A 21,270-nucleotide genomic window follows, 5' to 3' on the forward strand; every position below is an offset into this window, starting at 1 on the left:
ACGCGGATTGCACCGCTGAAGGAAGCCACGATGGCGATCGACCCAACCCTGCGCGATGCGCTCTCCGCCGTGACATCCGCAAGCCTCGCCCGCGCTCTGACGCGGGCCGGCGTCAAAGCGTTCAGCCCGCGGGGTCTGTCGGCTGGCAGCGGAACCGCGATCGGGACCGCGTACACCCTGCGCATGATCCCGGCCCGTGACGATGCCGCAGGCGATCTCGCCACCGCGATCGAGGCCATCCCCGAGGGGGCTGTCGTGGTGATCGACGCTGCCGGATCGGGCTTGGCACTCCCCTTCGGTTCCATTCTGTCGGCCCGGCTTGCCCAGCGCGGTGCCGTCGGTCTCGTCACCGATGCCGCATTGCCTGAACCTGTGGGCTTGCCGCACTGGAGCGCGCCGCAGGGCGCGACTGGCGCACTGGCCGTGGTCGCCACGCAGCAGCCCGTTTCGTGCGGCGGTGCCGCAATCCATCCGGGTGACATCATCGTCTGCACCGAGGCCGGGATCGTCGCGCTACCTGCTGCCATCGCCGAGCGGGTCGCGCTGGAAGCCGTTGAGCAGCAGCGCCTCGATCTCTGGATTCAGCGCGAGGTGGAACGGGGTGAGAGCCTCGCCGGCCTCCTGCCCCCCGATGCGGCGGCGCTGGAGCGGTTCCAGACGGAGACGAAGACGGCGTGAGCACCGCCTTCTTCCCGCTTTCGAAGGTCATCTACTTCCTGATCACCCCTTCGAATTTCTTCATCTTCGCGGTTCTGATCGGCGTCCTGCTCCACGTGACGCGGCTTCGCCGGACCGGCACCGCCCTGGCGCTCCTGGGTGCCACCGGATTGGCCCTCGGGGGATTGGCGCCCCTCTCCGAGGCCGTTTTGCTGCCGCTCGAACAACGCTTTCCCGCCTTCCCGACGGACGGGCCACCGCCCACCGGCATCATCGTGCTCGGCGGCGGGATCGAGTCGGGACTATCCGAGGCGCGGGCGCAGGTCATCGTCAACGATGCCGGAGAGCGGCCGATCTATCTCGCGGATCTGGCGCGGCGCTTTCCAACGGCGCGGCTTGTCTTCTCGGGCGGCAGCGGCTTCATTGGGGGTGGCATCTCGGAGGCCGATATCGTCAGCCGGCAGGCCGACACCATCGGTGTCCCCCGCACGCGCCTGATCCTGGAGAATCGCTCGCGCAACACCCGCGAGAATGCGATCTTCACAGCGGCGCTCGTTCTGCCCAAGCCCGGCGAGCGCTGGCTCCTCGTGACCTCGGCCTGGCACATGCCCCGGGCGGTCGGCTGCTTCCGGCAGGCCGGGTTCACGGTCGATGCTTTCCCTGTCGACTACCGGACGCGCGGCTGGGGCGACTTGACCCGTCTCAATGGCTTCGCCTCGGACGGACTGCTCCAGCTCGATCTCGGCGTGAAGGAGTGGATCGGCCTCTTCGTCTACCGATGGGCGGGCTACACGCCGGATTGGTTGCCGGGGCCGGAGGCAGCGGCGGGTAGCGCCAACCGGTAGATTCCGCGGAAATCGTCCGGGTCCACGGGCTTTCCCTTGCGCAGGATCGCGACGCGGCCCGCATGGGCGAGGCGCACCGCAACCCGGCGCACCGGCTGCATCAGGGGCCCCCAGCCGTCCGGATGCGGGCCGCCCAAGGCCCGGGCCACTTCGGAGGGGCAGATGGTCTTGCCTGCGTCCCGTGCCGCCACGAGGCCCAGCATGGTTGTCTCGATCGCCGCGTCGTCCGGTCTCGCCTCGGTCATGTCCGTGCCTCTTGGAAGTGCGGCAGGAGCGAACCCTCGTGGGGGCCCTCGCCCGCCTCGAGCAGCGCCGTGCGGATTTCGGATGCGAATTGCCGTCGCCACATGATGATCACGACAGCCGATGTCGAGACGAACAGCACGTAGGGGCTGATGAACCAGCCCAGATACGCCAGGGCGAAGAAGAAGGCCCGCTGCCCGCGCGCGAAGTGCCGCCCGGCGCTGACGTTCATCGCTGCGAGCCGGCGCACCGCTCGCAACATCTCGGTCTCGCTCGCCCCGGACCCCTTCGACGGCACCGCGCCGAGCAGGATCGCCGCATAGTTGAACAGGCGATAGGCCCAGGCGAATTTGAAGAAGGCGTAGACGAAAACCAGCGCGAGGCCGGCGACCTTCAGCTCCCAGGTCAGCCGGCTGGCCACCATGCCGAACGGCAAGGTGGCGAACAGGTTCAGCACGTCGTCGCCGGACCGCGACAGCGTCAGGACCGATCCGAGCGCGATCAGCGAGGTCGACGCGAAGAAGGCGGTGCCGTTCTGCAGGGACGCGTTGATCTGCGTGTCGACCACCCGGTTGTCGCGGCCGATCACCTGCCGCGCCCAGTTGGAGCGATGGCCGTTCATGATCTGGCTGAGGGACACCATCCGGCCCCGCAACCGGCCGACGGACAGCCCGTACGCCACCCAGGCCAGGATGAAATACAGGAGTGCCCCAAGATCCAGGGGCGAGAACGCAGCCTGGCCGGCGGATAGATCGGTCATGCGTCTCGAAATGCGTGTTCGCGGAAGACCGCGACGCCATACCAGCCGAAGGGCCGGCGCAGAAGCCGCTCGAATCGCCGGGGTGACCGCCAGCTCAGCCGCGCAGGATCTCGAAGCCGCTCAGGCTGGGCGCATCCGCGTGCTCGCGGAGGGTGAGATCGGTGACGTGAGCGCTCGGAGGCCCGGACCGGCACAGCGTCAGCATCTCGGCCACGGCCTCCGGCGCGCCGCTGAAAACGGCTTCCACCGCACCGTCGTCGCGATTGCGGACGGTGCCAGTCAGACCGCGGGCCCGTGCCTCGCTCTCGGTCCAGGCCCGATACGAGACCCCCTGAACCCGACCCTCGATGACGACGGAGACCGTCCGTGTCTCACGCATCCAGAACTATACCTACCCGAAGGACCCGCACGCCGGACGTGCGGGTCCGGATTGCTTCACTCGGCAGCGATGGGCCGACGCACGTTCGCGCTGATGGTCGCCGACCGGGACGCACCGGTCCGTACGTGGGTCGAGTAGAGCATCAGGCCGGTGAAGGCGAGGCCGCCCACGATGTTGCCGATGAGCGTCGGGATCTCGTTCCACAGCAGGTAGTCCATCACGGTCAGATGGCCGCCCATGAGGATCGCCGACGGGAACAGGAACATGTTCACCACCGAGTGCTCGAAGGTCATGAAGAAGAACACCGTAATCGGCATCCACATCGCGATCACCTTGCCGGGCACCGACGTGGACAGCATGGCGCCGATCACGCCCGTGGAGACCATCCAGTTGCACATCATGGCGCGGATGAAGAGCGTCAGCATGCCGGAGGCGCCGTACTTCTCGTAGCCAAGCGTCCGGGCCTCGCCGATGCCGGCAATCAGCTTGCCAACGGCGTTCGGCTCAGTAGCGAAACCGAAGGTGAACACGATCGACATCATGACGGCGGTCGTGAGTGCGCCTGCGAAGTTGCCGAAGAAGACCAACACCCAGTTGCGCGCGACGCCGGCAACGGTCACGCCGGGCCGCTTGTCGATCAGCGCCAGCGGGGTCAGCACGCAGACGCCGGTGAACAGGTCGTAGCCGAGCAGGTAGAGCATCGAGAAGCCGACCGGGAACAGCAGCGCGCCGATCAAGGGCTGGCCGGTGGCTTGGTTCACCGAGACCGCGAAGGCCGCGGCCAGCGCCAGGATCGCACCGGCCATGTAGCCCCGGATGAAGGTGTCCTTGGTGGCCATGAAGACTTTCGATTCACCAGCATCGACGGCCTTCTTCACGAAATCGGCGGGCGCCAGATACGACATGCAAAAACTCCCTCGCAGACGCAGGCCAATCGCCGTTGATCGACGGACGTGCTGCGCAATAACAGACGGCTGGCCGGACGCGGTGAGGCCCCTCGCCCGCCAGCTCGATCGTGGGCAAGCATGTTGCGTACCAATTGAGCTCCGCTCAGATCGGAAAGCCGCGCGACCAGCTGCCGAGTTCCCGGAGATAGGCTGACGGCAACTGCGCAGCACGTGCCGCCGCCAGGACGGTGTTGAGGTATCCAGGCCGCGGGCGGCCGGGCGCGATGGAGCAGCCGAGGTAGATCAGAGCGCGCTTGACCCCCTCCGGGGTCCGGACCGGCAGGGTCGCCTTCGTGTAGAGGCCACCCGCCACGCCCTCGTAGCGATCAAGGGCTGGGATATCGTCGCTGGCCAATTCCCACACCACGCCCCAGACAATGCGCGCCGGATCGCGCACCACCGAGGCGTACCCCTCGCGCATGATAATAAATCGGTATCCCGGCAGATGCCCGCCGCCGATCAGCCGCGAGACCGGGCAGCGCAGGGCCATTGCGGCGGCATCCATGTTGGCGCCGTAGGCGAAATAGAGGGGCATGCCGAAGCGATGGGGCGTATTTACTCGCCCGCAGCGGGGTCGAGGTGGCGAGCCGCACGCTCGTTCGTACGCACGGCGGCATAGGCGATCACCAACGTGATCGCCGGAATACCGAACGTAACGAACAGCCAATCGAAATTCACGGCTTCATGCTCGGGTGGGCACGTCTCGCCGCGTAATGTAGTGTGCAACCGGTCCACAGCCAAACGACTGTGAAGACCGCATTTTCGATCCGTATCGCCGGTGCACTCGCGACACCGAAGCTCGCAGCCGTCATCGGGGTGACGAAGCCGATGACGACGTAGGCGAAGGCGATATTATTCAGCGCCGTGGCGAGCAGCTTCGTCTGCTCGTTGTGAACCGCACTCACGACGAAGGCGATCCCGCCTCAGGCGAATTCGAGGATCACCGCGTCGACCGCGAGGCTCTCGCCCTCCTTGGCGTGGATCTTCCCGACAGTCGCGTCCCTCTCGGCGCGGAGCACGTTCTCCATCTTCATCGCCTCGACGATCGCGATCGGCTCGCCGGTCTTCACCTCCTGGCCTTCCGCCACGAGGATCTGTTTCACGAGACCGGGCATCGGGCAGAGCACCTGCTTGCCCGAGCCCGCCTGCTCCTTGACCGGCATCAGCGCGGCGAGTTCGGCCTCGCGGCGGGTATAGACCCGGGCCTCGGCGGCGGCACCGGCATGCTGCAGGAACACGCCGTTCAGCAGGCCGCGCACCTGGATGGCCACCCGCTCTGACCCGATCGTGCCGATCCAGACCGGCTCGCCGGGACGCCACACGCTCGCAACCGACAGCGACTTGCCGTCTTCCTGGGTCACCAGCAGATCCTCGCCCTCCGGCTCCACCGTGACGGCATAGGACTGCCCGGCCAGGATCACCACGCGATCCCGCTCGAAGGCGAACAGTCCCGGCGCGCGCATTTGGCCGGAGATGCCGCGCTTGCGCTGGTTGAGCTTGTGGTCGATCGCCGCTGCAGCGGCCATCATGCGGCGCGCCACGTCGCCCGCGGGCTCCGGCGCGGTGAAGCCTTCCGGAAACTCCTCGGCGATGAAGCCGGTGGACAGACGGCCCTCCTGCCAGCGCGGATGCGCCATCAGCGCCGACAGGAAGGGGATGTTGTGGCGGATGCCGTCGATGGCGAAGGCGTCGAGCGCCTCACCCTGCGCGGCGATCGCCTCGGCGCGGCTCGGCGCCCAGGTCACCAGCTTGGCGATCATCGGGTCGTAGTGGATGGCGATCTCACCGCCCTCCTCTACACCGGTATCGTTGCGCACGATCGCCTTGCCCTGCTGCCCCTCCTCCGGCGGCCGGTAGGTGGTCAGTCGGCCGATCGAGGGCAGGAAGTTGCGGGTCGGATCCTCGGCGTAGACGCGGCTCTCCACCGCCCAGCCGTTCAGTTTCACGTCGTCCTGGGTGATTGGCAGCTTCTCGCCAGATGCGACCCGAATCATCAGCTCGACGAGATCGAGACCGGTGATCATCTCGGTCACCGGATGCTCGACCTGGAGCCGGGTGTTCATCTCAAGGAAGTAGAAGGACTTGTCCTGCCCGGCCACGAACTCGACCGTGCCGGCGGAGTCGTAGTTCACCGCTTTCGCCAGCGCGACGGCCTGCTCGCCCATCTTGCGGCGGGTCTTCTTGTCGAGGAGCGGCGACGGCGCTTCCTCGATCACTTTCTGGTTACGACGCTGAATCGAGCACTCGCGCTCACCGAGATACACGACGTTGCCGTGCTTATCGCCAATCAGCTGGATCTCGATATGGCGCGGATCGGTGATGAACTTCTCGATGAAGACGCGGTCGTCGCCGAATGAGGAGGCCGCCTCTGACTTGGCGCGGGCAAAGCCCTCCGCCACCTCGTCGCCGGAATGAGCGATGCGCATGCCCTTGCCGCCGCCGCCCGCGGAGGCCTTGATCATCACCGGATAGCCGATCTCGTCGGCGATCGTCTTGGCGTGCTCGGGGGACTCGATCACGCCGAGGAAGCCCGGAACGGTCGAGACCTCGGCTGCGGCGGCTGCCTTCTTCGACTCGATCTTGTCGCCCATGGCGGCGATGGCGCCCGGGTTGGGGCCGATGAACACGATGCCCGCGGCTTCGAGCGCCTTGGGGAAGGCCTCGCGCTCGGACAGGAAGCCGTAGCCGGGATGGACGGCCTGGGCGCCGGTCTGCTTGCAGGCCTCGACGATCTTCTCGATCACAAGGTACGATTCGGACGCGCTCGCCGGGCCGATATGCACGGCCTCATCCGCCATGGCGACATGCACGGCGTCGCGGTCAGCATCCGAGTAGACCGCAACGGTCTTGATGCCCATCTTCCGGGCGGTCTTAATGACCCGGCAGGCGATCTCGCCCCGGTTGGCGATCAGGATTTTGTCGAACATCGCTGGCGCACTGCTTCCGAGATCGCCGGATTGAACACCGGCTTGACTGTCCCGATAGATCAGATGCGTCCCGGACGGAAGCTGCGCCTTGGTCGGAGGCTCAGGCGGCGAGCGCGAAAGTCATGCGCGCGGGCTGGACTGCGTCCCGGATCCGGCGATTGGCTTCCAGCGCGAAGGCCATCAGTGATTCGGCGCTGCCCTGGGCCTCCTTGACGACTTCCATGGCGATCCGCGCTCCGACGACGCTGGGGCCATCGCGGCCACTGAGCGATGCGGCGAGCCAGACGGCCATATCCGCGTTGATGTAACCGGTCGGCCGGCATCCCCAAACGGCGAAGTCGACCACGGAGGCGACCAGGAAATCCGCGAACGCGTCGGAGCCGATCACCGCGCGCTCGAGGGCGATCAGCAGATCGGCATCGTCGCGGCTCTTCAGGCCATCCGGGATAACCTCACGCTTGAGGACCAGCAGATCCTCGTCGCTGATCAGGCCCGTCGAAACGGCATGGTTGCAGAACTGTTGCACGGAAATCATGGTCATGGTCGCCTGCCTCCCCGACCTTTGCTGTGGTCGGCGCTAGTCCCTGTGTGTCTTCAACTTACGGGACAGCTTCCCTGCCAAGAGTTAATGGCCAGATCTGAATGGCAGTTCAGGTAAACACCTCACGAGCAAGCAGGCTTATTGGGACGTTGACCAGTTGCGTTACCGAACGATGACCGAGGCGCCCACGGGGACGCGATTGTAGAGGTCGACCACGTCGATGTTGCGCATCCGGATGCACCCCGACGAGACCGCCTGCCCGATCTTCTCGGGCTCGTTGGTGCCGTGGATCCGGTAGAGCGTGTCCCTGCCGTGGTCCGTCAGATAGAGGGCGCGGGCTCCGAGCGGGTTCATCGGGCCGCCCTGCATGGCGTGGACATGCGGCCAGCGCTTGATCATCTCGGCCGGGGGATTCCAGGCGGGCCATTCCGCCTTCCGGTCGACAATGGCTTTCCCGGTCCAGCCATAGGCCTCGTCGCCGACTGAGACGCCGTAGCGAAGCGCCTTCCCGCCCGGCTGAACGAGGTAGAGCTGCCGCTCCTTGGTCTCAACCACGATCGTGCCGGGGGGCTCGTGGGTCGGATCGCTCATTTCGTACCGGGCGAAATGCGGATCGAACTCCGCATCGGGCACCAGCGCCATGAATTCTGCGTCGCGGGCCGAGAGGGTTGGGTCAGGCACAGCCTTGAAGGTGCAGCCTGCCAGAAGGCCTGCACAGACGATGATCGGGACGATGCGCAAGCTGCCAATGTTCATGCTGCCAGTCTCGGAGGAGCAGACCCGCACCGAACAGCGTTCGATAATCGGGAAAAGTCGAAGATGATTCGGGCAAGCCTAGTCGTGCTGTGCACGCGGCCGTAGTCCGCGCGTTCCGACCGTGGCACATTGCCGGCTCCTGTTGCAGGCGCGCGACAGGATCGGACCCGGGAGCGACCGTCGTGACCACACTGTACGTGAGCCATCCCGCGAGCTTCGATCATGAGGTGCCGGAGGGCCACCCGGAGCGGCCGGCTCGGATGCGCGCCGTCGAGCGCGCACTCGAGGACGAGCGCTTCGCCGGCCTCGTGCGAGCTTCGGCGCCGCGCGCTGAGTTGGAGACGGCGGCGCTCGCTCATCCCAGAAGCTATGTCGATGCGCTGGTTGCGGCGGTGCCGGAGCACGGCATGGTCGGGATCGATTCCGACACGGTCCTGTCCGCGGGGAGCCTGGAGGCAACACTGCGCGCCATCGGCGGCGCGACGCACGCGATTGACGCCGTCGTAGCCGGCGAGTGCCGCAACGCCTTCGTGGCCATGCGGCCGCCGGGCCACCATGCGGAGCGGACCCGGTCGATGGGATTCTGCTTGTTCAATCACGCGGCCATCGCGGCCCGCTACGCGCAGACGAAGCACGGCGCCGAGCGCGTGGCCCTCGTCGATTGGGACGTTCATCACGGCAACGGCAGCCAGGATATCTTCTGGGACGACGGTTCGGTCCTGTATTGCTCCACCCATCAGATGCCGCTCTACCCCGGCTCCGGGGCTGCCTCGGAACGCGGCGACAAGGACACGATCGTCAACGTACCCCTGCGTCCGAATGACGACGGCGAGGTGTTCCGCGAGGCGTTCGAGACCGGCATCCTGTCGCGCCTGGAGACGTTCCGACCGGACGTCATCGTTATCTCTGCCGGATTCGACGCGCATCGCCTCGATCCCCTGGCCAATTTGCGGCTCGAGGCAGAGGACTTCGCTTGGGCGACCCGCCGTTTGATGGAACTCGCCGAACGCTGCGCGGGCGGGCGGATCGTCTCGGTCCTAGAGGGCGGCTACAGCCTCGAAGGTCTCGCCAAGTCGGCCGCCGCGCATGTCGACGCGCTGATGGGGCGGTAGGCGCGAGCAGGCGGTTGCAGGATGCCCAGATCCGTCCTTAACCTGAGGCTTTCGGGGATTGGACTCGTGGCGGGGCCATCGATCGCCGCCGATCGGGATTTGCGTAATGACGGCAACCGGCTTCCTGGCGTATGCGCTGGCGCTCGGCTTCGCCGCCGCGATTCCGGGACCCGGCGTCGTGGCGCTCGTCGCGCGGGCGCTCGCTTCGGGGTTCTGGGCCGGCATGGCGTTCGCCGTGGGCCTGATCCTGGGCGACCTGACCTATCTCGCTGCCGCGGTCTTCGGGCTGAGCCGCATGGCCGAGGCTCTGGGTGACGTGTTCGTCGTCGTCCGGATCGGCGCCGGCCTCTATTTAGGCTACCTCGCCGTCCAGCTTTGGCGCAGCGCGGCGCGCACGCAGACCGTGACGGGCCGCCAGGGCGACCGTCCCTGGGCGAGCTTCCTCGCCGGGCTCACCGTGACGCTCGCCAACCCCAAGACGATCGTCTTCTATCTCGCAGTGCTCCCGACCCTGCTGGATCTGCGCGTAGTCACAAGGAGTGACTTCGCGACGCTTGTCGCCGTCACGGCCCTCATCCTGATCGCGGTGATGACGCCCTATGCGGCTCTGGCTTCGCGGGCGCGGCACACCTTCCAGGGCTCGGCCTTCCACCGACGGCTCAGTCGCGGCGCTGCTGCCATCATGGCGGGCGCCGCAATCTGGACGGTCGCGCGGCGCGCCTGAGACGGCGGTCAGGCCTCGAGCGGTTCGTCGCCCAGGTGCTCGATACCGAAGCCCGATAGGCCGACATAGGCGCGCGACGAGGTCGCGAGGTTGCGGAACGAGGCCACGCCGAGATCGCGCAGGATCTGTGCCCCGAGGCCGACCTCGCGCCATTGGCGGGCGCGCAGCGCTTCCGTCCCTTCGTCGGTGGCACTCATCACCGGCACGCCCGCCGTTCCATCCCGGAGATAGACCAGCACGCCACGCCCGGCCTCCGCGAAACGCCGCAGCACCGCATCGATCTGCCTGCCGCCGCCGATCACGTCGGCGGCGACGTTGGAGCGGTGGAGGCGCACGAGGATGTCCCGGCCATCGCCGATTTCACCCATCACGAAGGCGAATTGCTGGATCGTCTCGAAGGGCGTGGAGAACACGTAGGCGGTCATGTCGCCGTGGTTCGACCGAACGGGGAAATGACCGACCCGCTCCACCAGCCGGTCCCGGGCCTGGCGGTAGGCGATGAGATCGGCCACCGAGACCTGCTTGAGCTTGTGCTGCTCGGCGAAGGCCTCGATCTGCGGCCCCTTCATGACGGTGCCGTCGTCGTTGGCGAGTTCGCAGATCACACCGACGGGGGGTAGGTCCGCCAAGCGGCAGAGGTCGACCGCGGCCTCGGTATGGCCCGAGCGCATGAGCACGCCGCCATCGCGGGCGATCAGCGGGAAGACGTGCCCGGGGCGTACGAAGTCGCCCGCGCCCATGTTGCCGTTGGCGAGCGCCCGGACGGTGTTGCAGCGCTGCTCCGCCGAGATGCCCGTGGTCAGCCCGTGCTTCGTGTCGACGGTGACCGTGAAGGCGGTCCCGAGCGGCGCGTCGTTCGAGGCAACCATCGGCGCCAGGTGCAGGCGCTTGGCCTCGCTCTGCGTGATCGGCGCGCAAACGATGCCGCAGGTGTTACGGATGATGAACGCCATCTTTTCCGGCGTGCAGAGGGAGGCCGCGACGACGAGGTCGCCCTCGTTCTCGCGGTCGTCGTCGTCGGTGACGACGACGATCTCGCCCTTGGCGAAGGCCGCGATGGCCTCGGTGACGGTGCAATGGGGCACGGGCATTCTCGAATCGTTGAAGGCGGGGCCGGGATCAGGGCTGCTGCCCGACCTGTCCACGATGGCGCAGATAATGATCGGCGAGCACGCAGGCCATCATGGCCTCCGCCACCGGCACGGCCCGGATGCCGACACAGGGATCGTGGCGGCCCTTGGTGATGAGGTCCACCTCGGCGCCGTCCCGGGTTACGGAGCGGCGCGATGTGAGGATCGAGGATGTGGGCTTCACGGCGAAGCGCACCACCACCGGCTCGCCGCTGGAAATGCCGCCGAGGATCCCGCCCGCGTGATTGGCCAGGAAGCGGGGATGGCCACCATTGCCGGCGCGCATCTCGTCGGCATTGTCCTCGCCACGGAAAGCTGCTGCCGCGAAACCGTCGCCGATCTCGACACCCTTCACGGCGTTGATTGACATCATCGCGGCAGCCAAATCCGCGTCGAGCTTGCCGTAGATCGGCGCACCGAGGCCCGGCGGGACGCCTTCGGCCACGACCTCGATCACGGCGCCAACGGAGGAGCCGTCCTTTCGGATGCCGTCGAGATAGGTCTCGTAGAACGCGGCGGTCTCGGCATCGGGGCAGAAGAACGGGTTGTTGCCGGTCTCGGCCCAATCCCAGCGCGACCGGTCGATGGCATGCGGGCCCATCTGGACGAGGGCCGCCCGGATGGTGATGCCCGGGATGACTTTACGGGCCACGGCACCGGCGGCGACGCGGGCCGCGGTCTCGCGGGCGGAGGAGCGCCCGCCGCCGCGATAATCGCGGATGCCGTATTTCGCATCGTAAGTGTAGTCGGCGTGGCCGGGCCGGTAGCTGTCGCGGATCTCGGAATAATCCTTCGAGCGCTGATCGGTGTTCTCGATCATCAGCGCGATCGGCGTGCCGGTGGTGAACTGGCGTCCGTCGGTTCGGTCGTCGGCGAAGACGCCGGACAGGATCTTCACCTGATCGGGCTCGCGGCGCTGGGTGGTGAAGCGCGACTGTCCGGGCTTGCGCCGGTCGAGTTCCGCCTGGATCTCCTCGGCCTCCAGCGGCAGGCCGGGCGGGCAGCCATCGACGACGCAGCCGAGCGCGACCCCGTGGCTCTCGCCGAAGGTCGTGACGCGGAACAGGTGGCCGAAGGTGTTGTGCGACATGGCGCGGCTGCCTTAGCGCGGGAGCGGCGGGGGCACAAACCGGGGGACGCGCCGGGACGCTAAGCCGGCTCGGATTGCGAGATCGGCTGGACGCTGAGCCGCAAGCCGATCGCCTTCAGGACGCTCACCAGCGTGTCGAGTTGCGGATTGCCCTTCTCCGACAGCGCGCGATAGAGGCTTTCCCGCGATCTCCCGGTCTCGGCCGCGATGTGAGCCATGCCGCGGGCGCGCGCAACATCGCCGATCGCCGCCGAGATCAGGGCCGGATCGCCATCCTCGAAGACCGCTTCGATGTAGAGCGCGATGCGCTCGGGCGTGTCGAGATGGTCCGCGACGTCCCAAGGCTTGGTCTTCATCGTCATGACAGTTGCTCCTGCCGGTTGATCGACTGAGCCTCACGGATATCCCGAACCTGCGTTCGCTTATCTCCGCCGCAGAGCAGAAGCACGATCGCGCTGCCGCGTTGCGCGAAGTAGATACGATACCCGGGACCATAATCGACCCGAAGCTCGCTCACGCCCTGTCCGACCGCCCTGACATCTCCGAAATTGCCGAGTGAAACGCGCCGGATCCGGGTGTCGATCCGAGCTCGCGCCCGCTCGTCACGCAATCCGGCGAACCATGCGGCATAGACCTCGGTTTGTCGGATCGTCGGCATGATCGATGAGTAGCTTATAGGCTACAGACCTTGTAGCGCCGTCATACCCTGTCGTCCAGGCCGCCGCGCGCCTTCAAGACCCGATAGGCTGCGAGACCCGTCGCCAGATCGGCGCGCAGCCGCCGCTCGTCCCCGAGTTCGTCGCACGTGTAGGTCAAGCCGAGGATGTGGGCCGCCTCGTAGCCCTCGGGCAGCTCACCGACTGTGCCCAACGCGATGGAGCGGTTCGGGAGCCGGTCGGCGAAGTCGGCGAGCCGCAGCCGGAGGCCGTCGCCGCTGGCGCGCAGATGAGCGCCTGCGCCGGTCCCATGCTCGCGGATCGCCGCCACGGTGCCCTGGACAAGCGACAGGTGCACCGCCTCGCGATGGGTCGGGAACAGGTAGACGAGGTAATAGCCCCGGGTGGCGCTCGTAGTCACGGCGGGGTCGAACATTGCGATCCAGGGGACGGCCGCCCAGTGGCTTCCCCGCCCGGGGCTGCCCTTCACTAAGAACGGACCGTCGATCGGCACCAGGGCCGCGCGCAGCTCGTCGGGCGCGCCGCGCCGGATCAGGGCCGCGACCGGATGTCCGGCCGGCGGGTCGAGACGTGCGAGCGGGTATTCCTCAATGATCCGCCGGAGCGCGTAGCCCAGGCTCACCGGCTCGGTCGGGCCAGGACGCCACCGGTCAAGGGCTCGCGCACGCCGGTGGTGGACGGCAGCGTGATCGGCAAGCCGCGCAGCGAGCGCACCGCCAGATACGCGAAGGCCTGCGCCTCCAGATAGGCCGAGGACCAGCCGATCGCGTCTGCGGTCGTGATCTCGGCGCGCAGGTGGTAGTTCAGCAGCCGCACCAACTCGCCGTTGCGCGCCCCGCCGCCGGCCACGATCCAGCGGGTGGGGATCTCGGGGGCATGGTCGAGGGCGCGGGCTACGGCGCGCGCCGTGAAGGCGGTCAGCGTCGCGGCGCCGTCCTCGGTCGAGAGCTGGCCCGCGAGCTTGTGCGAGAACCAGTTCCGGTCGAGCGATTTCGGCGGCTTCCGGAAGAAGAACGGGTGCGTCAGCAGCCACGCAAGGAGCTGCTCGTCCGGCCGGCCACGGGCGGCGGTGCGGCCACCATCATCGAGGTTCTTGCCCTCGCGATCCTGCATCCACTCGTCGATCAGGGCATTGCCCGGTCCGGTGTCGAAGGCGATCACGCCGCCTCTCGAATCGATCAGCGTCGCGTTGGCAACACCGCCGATGTTGAGGATGCCGAACGGCCCGTCGAAGCCCGACGCCTCGGCAAGCGCTTTGTGGAACACCGGCACCAGCGGCGCCCCCTGTCCGCCCGCCTCGATGTCGGCCCGGCGCAGGTCGGAGATCACCGGAATGCCGAGACGTGTCGCCAGGGCCTGCCCGTCGCCGATCTGGATCGAGATGCGCTGGTCGGGGCGGTGTATCACGGTCTGGCCGTGGAAGCCGATCACGTCGATCTCGGAGGCGTTCAGGCCGTTTTCTTCCAGGAAGCGCTCCACGGCCTCGGCATGCGCCTGCGTGACGAAGGCCTCTGCCTCCGGCAGGCGGCCGGGCCGGTCCGCGGGATGGAGAACGGATTCGGCATCCTTGGTCGCCCCACGCAGGAGCGCTTTCTCGTCGTCGGCGTAGCCGCGGTAGCCGGTCGGCCCGAGCGGTTCGAGGAAATTGTTGTGGCCCTTCACGACATGGACCCGCTCGCCGTCGGTCTCGATCAGCGCGATGTCGACGCCGTCCAGCGAGGTGCCGCTCATCAGTCCGATCGCGCGCATCATCGCCATGCCGCCCTGCCTCGTGCCTTTCGGCCAACGCCCTGCTAAGAGCGCGCCGTATCCTGAACCCAGCGCGAGCTAGCATGCGGGGCCTCGGCCTGTCGCGCCAGCACGCGACCCGAGATTGTAGCCATGACTGCCGAGAGCTTTGCGCCGAAATCCGATTTCCTCCGGATCCTGACCGAGCGCGGCTATATCCACCAGACCTCGGACCTCGCTGGGATCGACGCGGCCGCGCTCGAAGGCCGGCTGACCACCTATGTCGGCTACGATTGCACGGCGCCCTCGCTCCATGTCGGGCATCTGCTGTCGATCATGATGCTGCACTGGCTGCAGGCCACCGGGGGAAAACCGATCGCCCTGATGGGCGGCGGCACGACCCGGGTCGGCGACCCGTCCGGTCGCGACGAGACCCGAAAAATTCTCACCGTCGAGCAGATCGACGCCAACAAGGCCGAGATCCGCCAGACCTTCGACCGGTTCCTGCGCTTCGGCGAGACTGGCAACGACGCCGTGATGGTCGACAACGCCGAGTGGCTGACCAAGCTCAACTACATCGAGATGTTGCGCGATGTCGGCCGCCATTTCTCGGTGAACCGCATGCTGTCGATGGACAGCGTGCGCCTGCGCCTGGACCGCGACCAGGAACTCTCGTTCTTGGAATTCAACTACATGATCCTGCAATCCTACGACTTCGTGGAGCTGAACCGCCGCTATGGCTGCGTGATGCAGATGGGTGGCTCGGACCAGTGGGGCAACATCGTCAACGGCATCGATCTCGGCCGCCGCATGGGCGCGCCGCAGCTCTACGCGCTGACCTGCCCGCTCCTAACCACATCGTCGGGCGCCAAGATGGGTAAGACCGCCGCGGGCGCCGTCTGGCTCAACCCGGACATGCTGAAGCCCTACGATTACTGGCAGTTCTGGCGGAACACGGAGGATGCCGACGTCGCCCGCTTCCTCAAGCTGTTCACCCTGCTGCCGATGGACGAGATCGCCCGGCTTGCGGCGCTCGCCGGATCCGAGATTAACGCCGCCAAGATGGTGCTGGCCACGGAGGCCACGGCGCTGATGCACGGCCGCGAGGTGGCCGAAGCGGCGGCCGAGACCGCGCGGAAAACCTTCGTTGAGGGCACGCTCGCGGCCGACCTGCCGACCGTGATCGTTCCGGCGACCATTTTAGAGGCCGGCCTCGGGGTGCTCACGGCCTTCGGGCCCGACATCGCCAAGCTCGTGCCCTCGACCAGCGAGGCGCGACGCCAGATCAAGGGCGGGGGCCTGCGGATCAACGACGTGCCGGTCACCGACGAGAAAGCTACGCTCGGCCAGGGCGACCTTACGAGCGACGGCGTCATCAAGCTGTCCTTCGGCAAGAAGCGGCACGTGCTGCTGCGGGTGGAATGACCGCCTCAGCCAGCATCCTGGTCATCGACGACGAGCCGCCGATCCGGCGCCTGCTGCGGACCGGCCTTGGCACGCAGGGCTACGCGATCGTCGAGGCCGGCGACGGTGCCGCAGCGCTCGCGAGCTTAGAGACGGGTGGCATCGATCTCGTGATCCTCGATCTCGGGTTGCCCGACATGGCCGGCCATGCGCTGCTCGCGGCGATTCGCGAGCGTTGGCCGGATCTGCCGGTCCTGATCCTGTCGAGCCGCGACGACGAGCGCGGGAAGGTCGAGGCCCTGGATCTCGGGGCGGACGATTACGTGACCAAGCCGTTCGGCATGAACGAGCTGCTCGCGCGCATTCGCACGGCGCTCCGGCATCGCTTGGCCATGCAGGGCGAGCGGCCGGTGTTCCGCCTCGACGAGTTGTCGGTCGATCTCGTGCGCCGGATCGTGCGGGTGGGCGAGCGCGAGGTAAAGCTGTCGCCGCGGGAATATGAATTCCTGCGCGTGCTCGTGCAGCATGCCGGCAAGGTGCTGACGCACGCCCAACTTATGCGCCACGCGCCGGCCTCCTCAGACCCGCAATACCTGCGCGTCTATATCCGCCAGCTGCGGCAGAAGCTGGAGCCCGACTCGGAGCGGCCGCGCTACCTGCTCACGGAGACCGGCGTCGGCTACCGACTCCGGTCTCCGGACTAAGCCGGGAACGCCCTACGGATCCAACCCCTCCTCGACCCGCCGGGCCGCGCGCAGCTTCTCGACGCGGGCCACCGAGAATATGGAGGCCTCGTAAAGGATCAGCATTGGCAGGGCGAGCGAGAGCTGAGAGATCACGTCGGGCGGCGTGAGCACGGCCGCGGCGACGAAGACCAGCACGATGGCGTAGCGCCGCTTTTCGCGCAGGAACGCCGCATCGATGATGCCGATCTGACCCAGCAGGGTGAGGATGACGGGCAGCTGGAACGCGATGCCGAAGGCGAAGATCAGCGTCATGATCAACGAGAGGTATTCGTCGACCTTGGGCATCAGCTTGATCGTCGGCTCGCCGGCCACGCCCACCTGCTGGAGCGAGACCGAGAACTTGATCAGCAGCGGCATCGCCAGGAAGAAGACCACGAGCGCGCCGAGCAGGAAGAAGATCGGCGTTGCCACGAGGTAGGGCAGGAAGGCCTTGCGCTCGTTGCGGTAAAGGCCTGGCGCCACGAAGGCGTAAATCTGGGTGGCGATTACCGGGAAGGCCAGGAACGCTGCGCCGAAGACGCTGAGCTTGATGTTGGTGAACACCTGCTCGAGAAAATGGGTCGCGATCAGCTCCGCGTTCGCCGCCCCCACCACCGAGGTGTAGGGGTAGACCAACACGTTGTAGATGTCGCGCGAGAAGAAGAAGCACGCGAAGAACATCACCACGAAGGCGATGAGAGACTTGATCAGGCGTGCACGCAGCTCGATCAAGTGTTCAAGCAGCGGAGCCCGGGAGGCTTCGATCTCGGCCTCATCGGCGTCGGTGCTCATTGGGCGGCGGCGCCGTTCTTCGGATCAATCGGAGCGTCATGGCTGGCGACCGGCTCCGCCGGCGACCCGAATGGGTCCTCGACCGAGCCGGGCACCGGAAGCGGAACATCCGCGGCTGCCGCGTGCGAAGCCGGGTGCGTTCTGGTCTCGGCTGGCGCCGGTTCGGCCAAGGCAGGAGCAGCGTCCTGCTCGGCCTTCAACTGCGCCGTGGCCTCGGCCAGCGAGCGCGTGTCGGCTTCGGGCAGCGGGGGACCGAGCTTTTCCGGTCCGACCTTGGTCCGGCCTTCGACGGCGCCCTTCAACTCGTCGCGGATCGTCTGGACAGGATTGAAGGTCGAGCCCGCGCCGCGCACGGTGTTGCGAATCCCGTCGACCTCGCGGCGAACCTCGTCGAGTTCGGCCTCGCGGATCGCCTCGTTGAACTGCATCTGGAACTCGCCGGCCATGCGGCGCAGCTTCGACGTGATCTGCCCCACGGTACGCAACGCCTTCGGCAGGTCCTTCGGCCCGATGACGATGAGGGCGACGCCGCCGATCAGCATCACCTCGCCCCAACTCATGTCCAGCATGTCGTCGACGGTCCTGCTGCCCTGGGAACCGAACCGCAGCCCGGCCCCCGTCAGGCTCTACACCAGCGAACGCTTCAAGACAGTCCCAAAGACCGTCCCGCCGCTCAGACCGGCTTGCGTTCGCCGCCGGGAATGTGGCTCGCCGGAATGGCGGTGCCGGGGCTGGTCTCGGCGGTGTGCGGGATCGTGCGGACGGGCTCGCTCGGCGGCACCACGGTCGGGCTCGCCGGGGGCGTCTCGTCCTCGGCCATGCCCTTCTTGAACGCCTTGATGCCCTTGGCGACGTCACCCATCAGGTCGGAGACCTTGCCGCGCCCGAAGAGCAGCATCACGATGACCGCGACGATGACCCAGTGCCAGATACTCATGCTGCCCATGGCAACCTCCTGCGTGCGCCCCGACGAAGCGGGAGCGGGACGCCACGTCCGGGTGAGGAATTCGGGGCGAACCTAGGGATCACGCCGCCCGAACACAAGCACGGGCGGTGCCAGGGGTGGTGGAAGGCCGCGGTTCAGGCGGCCGCGAGGGCCGCCGCGAACTGCGCCCGCGCCTGCGGCACGTCCAAGCCGTCGCCGGTTGGAGCGAGGCGCCCCAGGGCAGCGGCAGCCCGCTCAGCGGCGCGCCTAGCCAGGAGCGGGGCCGCCTCGGCGACCGCACGCATTTCGTCCATCGCACCGTTGCAGTGGAGCCCGATATCGATACCCGCCGCGAAGGCACGCTCGGTTCGTTCGCGGAACGTCCCGGTCAGGGCATACATCGACAGATCATCGGTCATCAGCAGGCCGTCGAAGCCGATCGCGCCGCGGATCACGTCTCGGATGACAGTAGGGGACTGCGTGGCCGGCCGCTCGGGATCGATGGCGGTGAAAACGACGTGCGCACTCATCGCCATCGGCAGATCGGCGAGTGCCCGAAACGGCCGGAAGTCCTGTGCCGCCAGCGCCTCGCGGCTGGCCTCTACGATCGGCAGCCCGTGGTGGCTGTCGCACGCGGCGCGGCCGTGCCCCGGGATATGCTTCATCACCGGGAGGACGCCGCCGGCCATCAGGCCCTCGGCGACCGCCCGCCCAATTGCGGCGACGGAATCGGGATTCGTCCCGTAGGCCCGATCTCCGATGATGTCGTGGGAGCCCGGCGCCGGAACGTCGAGGACCGGCGCGCAATCCACGTTGATGCCGACCTCCGCGAGATCATGCGCCATCAGGCGCGCTCCGAGGCGCGCGACCGCCGTGGCGCTGCCATTTAGCCGACCGTAGCGACCGCCCGCTGGATAGGCTGGCCAGTGCGGCGGCCCCATCCGCTGGACCCGGCCGCCCTCCTGGTCGATCAGGATCGGCGCCAGCGTGCGCCCCAGGCAGGCGCGCAGGGCGTCCGTCAGGGCCCGCACTTCCTCGGGCGTGCCGATATTCCGCTTGAACAGGATGAAGCCCCAGGGCTGGACGTCGCGGAAGAACGCCGCCTCTTCGGGGGAGAGCGACTTGCCGGCGCAGCCGAGAATAAGAGCACGGGAGGTCATCGGGACGTCTCGAAAGAACTCGGTGAATGGCGACGACGAGACACGCTGGATCGGGCCGACCCGATCGGCCCAGACTCGGGCGGGAACGAGGAGCCGGCAAGTCGAATCGGCGGAAAGACACCACGATCGAGCGCGCGAGCCGCAGGTGTTGCCGCCGGGACTCGGAGCGGGCGACGCGTACGGCGCGGGTATTCGAGACCGCTGCGGCGCGGCCCGGGCTACCGCTTAATCAGACCCCTTTGATCCGACGAGCCTAACCTGCTCGGATCGGGGATCGCCTGTCGGGCTCGGCGTCGACGACGTCCGCGTCAGAATCGGCCCTGGCCCCTTTCCGCCCCATCCCGACGTTCTGCGGAATGGGGCGCATTGGCGTGTCAGTTCTTCGCGACGAAGCATTGGCCGCCGGCACTCTGCAGCGAGCTGCACAGGCTGGACGCCGCAGCCTTTTCCAGCGGCCCGACGCGCACCCGGAAGATCGTCTTGCCGCCGACCTCCGCCTGGCGGATCAACTCCGGCTTGCCGGCGAGCTGGCTGTACTTACCCTGCAACTGATGCAGAGCGGCCCGCGCCTCCGCGGCCGAGCCGCGGACTCCGAGCTGAACCGAGAACCCGCTCACCGAGCCGCTGGTCACGGGCGCATCGTCGGCCGCCGTGGTGCTGGCCGTCGTATCCGGGATGGAGGCCGGACCCGCGGTGGCGACGCGCTGGGCGGCCTTCGGCGGCGGCTTCACGGCCACGGGCTTGGACGGCGGCGCCTCGACGGGCGTCGGGGCTGGCGCAGCTTCGACGGGGGTGGACAGCGCCGGCGGCGCGCTTGCGGCTGCCTGGCGTCCGGGCTTGGCCCTGGACACCGGGGGAGCCGGCGGCTCGTCCGTGGGCAGCACCATTGTGGGGATAGGCGACGGGCCCGCATCGGCCTGTGCCTCGCGGGCCGGCGCCGCGGGCGGCCCCTCGGGCTTCACCGCGACGGTGCGCACCCGCCTGGGTTCGCCGAACGCCTCGAACGGGCTGTTGCCCGGTGTCGTTCCGCCCTGGTTGGCTCCGCCGAGCGAGGGGCCCTGCGCCGCGCGCGCCGCCTCAGCGACGTCGAGGGGCTGCTCCTCGCGGTTCACGATCTTGATCTGGCCGTCCTTCTTGCCCTTCGGATCGTAGATCTGCCGGTTCTGATCGGGGATCTCGACGCCGTCGGCGACCTTGGGCGCGACCTTCATGGGGGTCGTATCGGCCTGCACGACCGGCACACCCCCGTGCCCGGTGTTGTTCAGACCCTTGTAGGTGAGCGCCCCCGTCACCGCGACCGCCACGACGGCGATCCCGGCGCCGACGGACAGCAGCCTGCGCCGCGGGTTAGTGCGCCGCAGCGGGCGGTCCTCCGCGTAGGCGTCATCGGCGACATCCGCAGCGGCCACGCCGGTATGGGCGTACGGCGCCTCCTCATGCGTGTCGCGCTCGACGGAGGCGAGATACTGATCGAAGGCGTCGGCCGGCGAGGCCTTGACGGGCTCAGGGGCGAAACTCGGCTCGACCCGTCCGTTCCAGGCATGCTGCGGCTCAACGGGTGCCACGGCACGCATCTGATCGCGGGCGGCCAGGAGCGCGCGGAAGGGATCGTCCTGCCCGACGATCCGGGCCAGTTCGGCCAGGGGGTCGACCTTGCCCGTGCCCTGCCCCCGGGGATTCTCCGGGTGCAGATCGCGCGCGAGGGCGTCCAAATCGACCTGAGCGCGCGAAGCGTTCGTCATGGCAGC

The 21,270-nt window shown here is 67.7% G+C and carries 27 protein-coding genes; 6 read left to right on the top strand and 21 right to left on the bottom strand.

The genetic code is table 11. The features are described from left to right. Nucleotides 1-30 precede the first annotated feature (30 nt). Together OXS27_RS05815 and OXS27_RS05820 are read left to right on the top strand one after the other, a co-directional pair. Nucleotides 31-678, top strand: coding sequence for a dimethylmenaquinone methyltransferase (locus tag OXS27_RS05815; RefSeq protein ID WP_267354933.1), 648 nt, complete (start codon nucleotides 31-33; stop codon nucleotides 676-678). After that, nucleotides 675-1,502, top strand: coding sequence for a YdcF family protein (locus OXS27_RS05820; RefSeq protein WP_267354935.1), 828 nt, complete (start codon nucleotides 675-677; stop codon nucleotides 1,500-1,502). The genes OXS27_RS05815 and OXS27_RS05820 overlap by 4 nt, the downstream gene beginning before the upstream one ends. On the opposite strand, the gene OXS27_RS05825 is transcribed toward OXS27_RS05820, so the two are convergent. The 10 genes from OXS27_RS05825 to OXS27_RS05870 form a co-directional block, all read right to left on the bottom strand. Continuing rightward, nucleotides 1,445-1,747, bottom strand: coding sequence for a DUF3253 domain-containing protein (locus OXS27_RS05825; RefSeq protein ID WP_267354937.1), 303 nt, complete (start codon nucleotides 1,745-1,747; stop codon nucleotides 1,445-1,447). The two genes, OXS27_RS05820 and OXS27_RS05825, sit on opposite strands and share 58 nt — an antisense overlap. Further along, entirely contained in the window at nucleotides 1,744-2,505 is a 762-nt protein-coding gene (locus OXS27_RS05830) for a DUF599 domain-containing protein (protein WP_267354939.1), read from the bottom strand. Before OXS27_RS05830 ends, OXS27_RS05825 begins: the two co-directional genes overlap by 4 nt. Nucleotides 2,506-2,599: 94 nt before the next feature. After that, complete coding sequence (locus OXS27_RS05835) at nucleotides 2,600-2,884, bottom strand: acylphosphatase (RefSeq protein WP_267354941.1); 285 nt, start codon at nucleotides 2,882-2,884, stop codon at nucleotides 2,600-2,602. A gap of 56 nt (nucleotides 2,885-2,940) precedes the next feature. Next, complete coding sequence (locus OXS27_RS05840; protein ID WP_243919493.1) at nucleotides 2,941-3,789, bottom strand: formate/nitrite transporter family protein; 849 nt, start codon at nucleotides 3,787-3,789, stop codon at nucleotides 2,941-2,943. 145 nt (nucleotides 3,790-3,934) lie between these two features. Further along, nucleotides 3,935-4,366, bottom strand: coding sequence for a gamma-glutamylcyclotransferase family protein (locus OXS27_RS05845; protein ID WP_267354944.1), 432 nt, complete (start codon nucleotides 4,364-4,366; stop codon nucleotides 3,935-3,937). 20 nt (nucleotides 4,367-4,386) lie between these two features. After that, on the bottom strand, nucleotides 4,387-4,509 hold the full coding sequence (locus OXS27_RS05850; protein WP_267354946.1) for a hypothetical protein: 123 nt from the start codon (nucleotides 4,507-4,509) through the stop codon (nucleotides 4,387-4,389). Further along, nucleotides 4,506-4,736: a hypothetical protein gene (locus tag OXS27_RS05855; protein ID WP_267354948.1), complete on the bottom strand. Its 231-nt coding sequence runs from the start codon at nucleotides 4,734-4,736 to the stop codon at nucleotides 4,506-4,508. The genes OXS27_RS05850 and OXS27_RS05855 overlap by 4 nt, the downstream gene beginning before the upstream one ends. An 18-nt stretch (nucleotides 4,737-4,754) precedes the next feature. Then, complete coding sequence (locus OXS27_RS05860; RefSeq protein ID WP_267354950.1) at nucleotides 4,755-6,758, bottom strand: acetyl/propionyl/methylcrotonyl-CoA carboxylase subunit alpha; 2,004 nt, start codon at nucleotides 6,756-6,758, stop codon at nucleotides 4,755-4,757. A 100-nt stretch (nucleotides 6,759-6,858) separates the two neighbouring features. Then, nucleotides 6,859-7,299 (bottom strand): hypothetical protein, encoded by a 441-nt coding sequence (locus OXS27_RS05865; RefSeq protein ID WP_267354952.1) that lies wholly within the window; start codon nucleotides 7,297-7,299, stop codon nucleotides 6,859-6,861. Between the two features lie 162 nt (nucleotides 7,300-7,461). Then, nucleotides 7,462-8,040, bottom strand: coding sequence for a L,D-transpeptidase (locus tag OXS27_RS05870; RefSeq protein ID WP_243919679.1), 579 nt, complete (start codon nucleotides 8,038-8,040; stop codon nucleotides 7,462-7,464). 197 nt (nucleotides 8,041-8,237) lie between these two features. Here OXS27_RS05870 and OXS27_RS05875 point away from each other — a divergent pair, with 197 nt between their 5' ends. Both OXS27_RS05875 and OXS27_RS05880 read left to right on the top strand, forming a co-directional pair. Further along, entirely contained in the window at nucleotides 8,238-9,167 is a 930-nt protein-coding gene (locus OXS27_RS05875; RefSeq protein WP_243919503.1) for a histone deacetylase family protein, read from the top strand. 106 nt (nucleotides 9,168-9,273) lie between these two features. Next, on the top strand, nucleotides 9,274-9,891 hold the full coding sequence (locus OXS27_RS05880; RefSeq protein ID WP_267354955.1) for a LysE family translocator: 618 nt from the start codon (nucleotides 9,274-9,276) through the stop codon (nucleotides 9,889-9,891). Nucleotides 9,892-9,899: 8 nt separating this feature from the next. Here the strand turns inward: OXS27_RS05880 and ribB are convergent, their stop codons facing one another. From ribB to OXS27_RS05910, 6 genes are read right to left on the bottom strand one after another with little or no spacing between them, the layout of a single operon-like run. Continuing rightward, a complete protein-coding gene (ribB, locus tag OXS27_RS05885; protein WP_243919681.1) occupies nucleotides 9,900-10,976 on the bottom strand; it encodes a 3,4-dihydroxy-2-butanone-4-phosphate synthase in 1,077 nt (358 codons plus the stop codon). 34 nt (nucleotides 10,977-11,010) lie between these two features. Then, the gene (gene aroC / locus OXS27_RS05890) at nucleotides 11,011-12,111 is read right to left on the bottom strand and encodes a chorismate synthase (protein WP_243919508.1); all 1,101 of its coding nucleotides are present in this window, start codon (nucleotides 12,109-12,111) and stop codon (nucleotides 11,011-11,013) included. Between the two features lie 59 nt (nucleotides 12,112-12,170). After that, nucleotides 12,171-12,473, bottom strand: coding sequence for an addiction module antidote protein (locus OXS27_RS05895; RefSeq protein ID WP_243919509.1), 303 nt, complete (start codon nucleotides 12,471-12,473; stop codon nucleotides 12,171-12,173). After that, nucleotides 12,470-12,769: a type II toxin-antitoxin system RelE/ParE family toxin gene (locus OXS27_RS05900; protein WP_267354957.1), complete on the bottom strand. Its 300-nt coding sequence runs from the start codon at nucleotides 12,767-12,769 to the stop codon at nucleotides 12,470-12,472. The genes OXS27_RS05895 and OXS27_RS05900 overlap by 4 nt, the downstream gene beginning before the upstream one ends. 41 nt (nucleotides 12,770-12,810) lie before the next feature. Then, nucleotides 12,811-13,410: a DUF3578 domain-containing protein gene (locus OXS27_RS05905; protein WP_267354959.1), complete on the bottom strand. Its 600-nt coding sequence runs from the start codon at nucleotides 13,408-13,410 to the stop codon at nucleotides 12,811-12,813. Continuing rightward, nucleotides 13,407-14,546 (bottom strand): anhydro-N-acetylmuramic acid kinase, encoded by a 1,140-nt coding sequence (locus tag OXS27_RS05910; protein ID WP_267354960.1) that lies wholly within the window; start codon nucleotides 14,544-14,546, stop codon nucleotides 13,407-13,409. Before OXS27_RS05910 ends, OXS27_RS05905 begins: the two co-directional genes overlap by 4 nt. Before the next feature lie 123 nt (nucleotides 14,547-14,669). On the opposite strand from OXS27_RS05910, the gene tyrS reads away from it, so the two are divergent. Next, the gene (tyrS, locus tag OXS27_RS05915; RefSeq protein ID WP_243919513.1) at nucleotides 14,670-15,941 is read left to right on the top strand and encodes a tyrosine--tRNA ligase; all 1,272 of its coding nucleotides are present in this window, start codon (nucleotides 14,670-14,672) and stop codon (nucleotides 15,939-15,941) included. Continuing rightward, complete coding sequence (locus OXS27_RS05920) at nucleotides 15,938-16,624, top strand: response regulator transcription factor (protein ID WP_267354963.1); 687 nt, start codon at nucleotides 15,938-15,940, stop codon at nucleotides 16,622-16,624. Before tyrS ends, OXS27_RS05920 begins: the two co-directional genes overlap by 4 nt. Nucleotides 16,625-16,636: 12 nt before the next feature. On the opposite strand, the gene tatC is transcribed toward OXS27_RS05920, so the two are convergent. The 5 genes from tatC to OXS27_RS05945 form a co-directional block, all read right to left on the bottom strand. Continuing rightward, nucleotides 16,637-17,437: a twin-arginine translocase subunit TatC gene (gene tatC / locus OXS27_RS05925; protein ID WP_243919521.1), complete on the bottom strand. Its 801-nt coding sequence runs from the start codon at nucleotides 17,435-17,437 to the stop codon at nucleotides 16,637-16,639. Beyond that, entirely contained in the window at nucleotides 17,434-18,006 is a 573-nt protein-coding gene (gene tatB / locus OXS27_RS05930) for a Sec-independent protein translocase protein TatB (RefSeq protein WP_267354965.1), read from the bottom strand. Before tatB ends, tatC begins: the two co-directional genes overlap by 4 nt. A gap of 104 nt (nucleotides 18,007-18,110) precedes the next feature. Then, complete coding sequence (locus tag OXS27_RS05935; RefSeq protein WP_243919529.1) at nucleotides 18,111-18,383, bottom strand: twin-arginine translocase TatA/TatE family subunit; 273 nt, start codon at nucleotides 18,381-18,383, stop codon at nucleotides 18,111-18,113. Between the two features lie 134 nt (nucleotides 18,384-18,517). Next, on the bottom strand, nucleotides 18,518-19,522 hold the full coding sequence (gene nagZ, locus OXS27_RS05940) for a beta-N-acetylhexosaminidase (RefSeq protein WP_267354967.1): 1,005 nt from the start codon (nucleotides 19,520-19,522) through the stop codon (nucleotides 18,518-18,520). A gap of 374 nt (nucleotides 19,523-19,896) precedes the next feature. Then, nucleotides 19,897-21,264, bottom strand: coding sequence for an SPOR domain-containing protein (locus OXS27_RS05945; protein WP_267354969.1), 1,368 nt, complete (start codon nucleotides 21,262-21,264; stop codon nucleotides 19,897-19,899). Between the last annotated feature and the right edge of the window lie 6 nt (nucleotides 21,265-21,270).

Origin of the sequence: Methylobacterium sp. GC_Met_3, from assembly GCF_026540775.1 — a bacterium.
In the GTDB taxonomy this organism is placed as follows: domain Bacteria; phylum Pseudomonadota; class Alphaproteobacteria; order Rhizobiales; family Beijerinckiaceae; genus Methylobacterium.

What these genes read in the sequence shown, in the direction of transcription:
- OXS27_RS05815 (WP_267354933.1), top strand. Translation starts at nt 31, where the DNA reads ATGGCGATCGACCCAACCCTGCGCGATGCGCTCTCCGCCGTGACATCC.
- OXS27_RS05825 (WP_267354937.1), bottom strand. Translation starts at nt 1,747, where the DNA reads ATGACCGAGGCGAGACCGGACGACGCGGCGATCGAGACAACCATGCTG.
- OXS27_RS05830 (WP_267354939.1), bottom strand. Translation starts at nt 2,505, where the DNA reads ATGACCGATCTATCCGCCGGCCAGGCTGCGTTCTCGCCCCTGGATCTT.
- OXS27_RS05835 (WP_267354941.1), bottom strand. Translation starts at nt 2,884, where the DNA reads ATGCGTGAGACACGGACGGTCTCCGTCGTCATCGAGGGTCGGGTTCAG.
- OXS27_RS05840 (WP_243919493.1), bottom strand. Translation starts at nt 3,789, where the DNA reads ATGTCGTATCTGGCGCCCGCCGATTTCGTGAAGAAGGCCGTCGATGCT.
- OXS27_RS05845 (WP_267354944.1), bottom strand. Translation starts at nt 4,366, where the DNA reads ATGCCCCTCTATTTCGCCTACGGCGCCAACATGGATGCCGCCGCAATG.
- OXS27_RS05860 (WP_267354950.1), bottom strand. Translation starts at nt 6,758, where the DNA reads ATGTTCGACAAAATCCTGATCGCCAACCGGGGCGAGATCGCCTGCCGG.
- OXS27_RS05865 (WP_267354952.1), bottom strand. Translation starts at nt 7,299, where the DNA reads ATGACCATGATTTCCGTGCAACAGTTCTGCAACCATGCCGTTTCGACG.
- OXS27_RS05880 (WP_267354955.1), top strand. Translation starts at nt 9,274, where the DNA reads ATGACGGCAACCGGCTTCCTGGCGTATGCGCTGGCGCTCGGCTTCGCC.
- aroC (WP_243919508.1), bottom strand. Translation starts at nt 12,111, where the DNA reads ATGTCGCACAACACCTTCGGCCACCTGTTCCGCGTCACGACCTTCGGC.
- OXS27_RS05895 (WP_243919509.1), bottom strand. Translation starts at nt 12,473, where the DNA reads ATGACGATGAAGACCAAGCCTTGGGACGTCGCGGACCATCTCGACACG.
- OXS27_RS05900 (WP_267354957.1), bottom strand. Translation starts at nt 12,769, where the DNA reads ATGCCGACGATCCGACAAACCGAGGTCTATGCCGCATGGTTCGCCGGA.
- OXS27_RS05910 (WP_267354960.1), bottom strand. Translation starts at nt 14,546, where the DNA reads ATGGCGATGATGCGCGCGATCGGACTGATGAGCGGCACCTCGCTGGAC.
- tyrS (WP_243919513.1), top strand. Translation starts at nt 14,670, where the DNA reads ATGACTGCCGAGAGCTTTGCGCCGAAATCCGATTTCCTCCGGATCCTG.
- OXS27_RS05920 (WP_267354963.1), top strand. Translation starts at nt 15,938, where the DNA reads ATGACCGCCTCAGCCAGCATCCTGGTCATCGACGACGAGCCGCCGATC.
- tatC (WP_243919521.1), bottom strand. Translation starts at nt 17,437, where the DNA reads ATGAGCACCGACGCCGATGAGGCCGAGATCGAAGCCTCCCGGGCTCCG.
- tatB (WP_267354965.1), bottom strand. Translation starts at nt 18,006, where the DNA reads ATGCTGGACATGAGTTGGGGCGAGGTGATGCTGATCGGCGGCGTCGCC.
- OXS27_RS05935 (WP_243919529.1), bottom strand. Translation starts at nt 18,383, where the DNA reads ATGGGCAGCATGAGTATCTGGCACTGGGTCATCGTCGCGGTCATCGTG.
- nagZ (WP_267354967.1), bottom strand. Translation starts at nt 19,522, where the DNA reads ATGACCTCCCGTGCTCTTATTCTCGGCTGCGCCGGCAAGTCGCTCTCC.
- OXS27_RS05945 (WP_267354969.1), bottom strand. Translation starts at nt 21,264, where the DNA reads ATGACGAACGCTTCGCGCGCTCAGGTCGATTTGGACGCCCTCGCGCGC.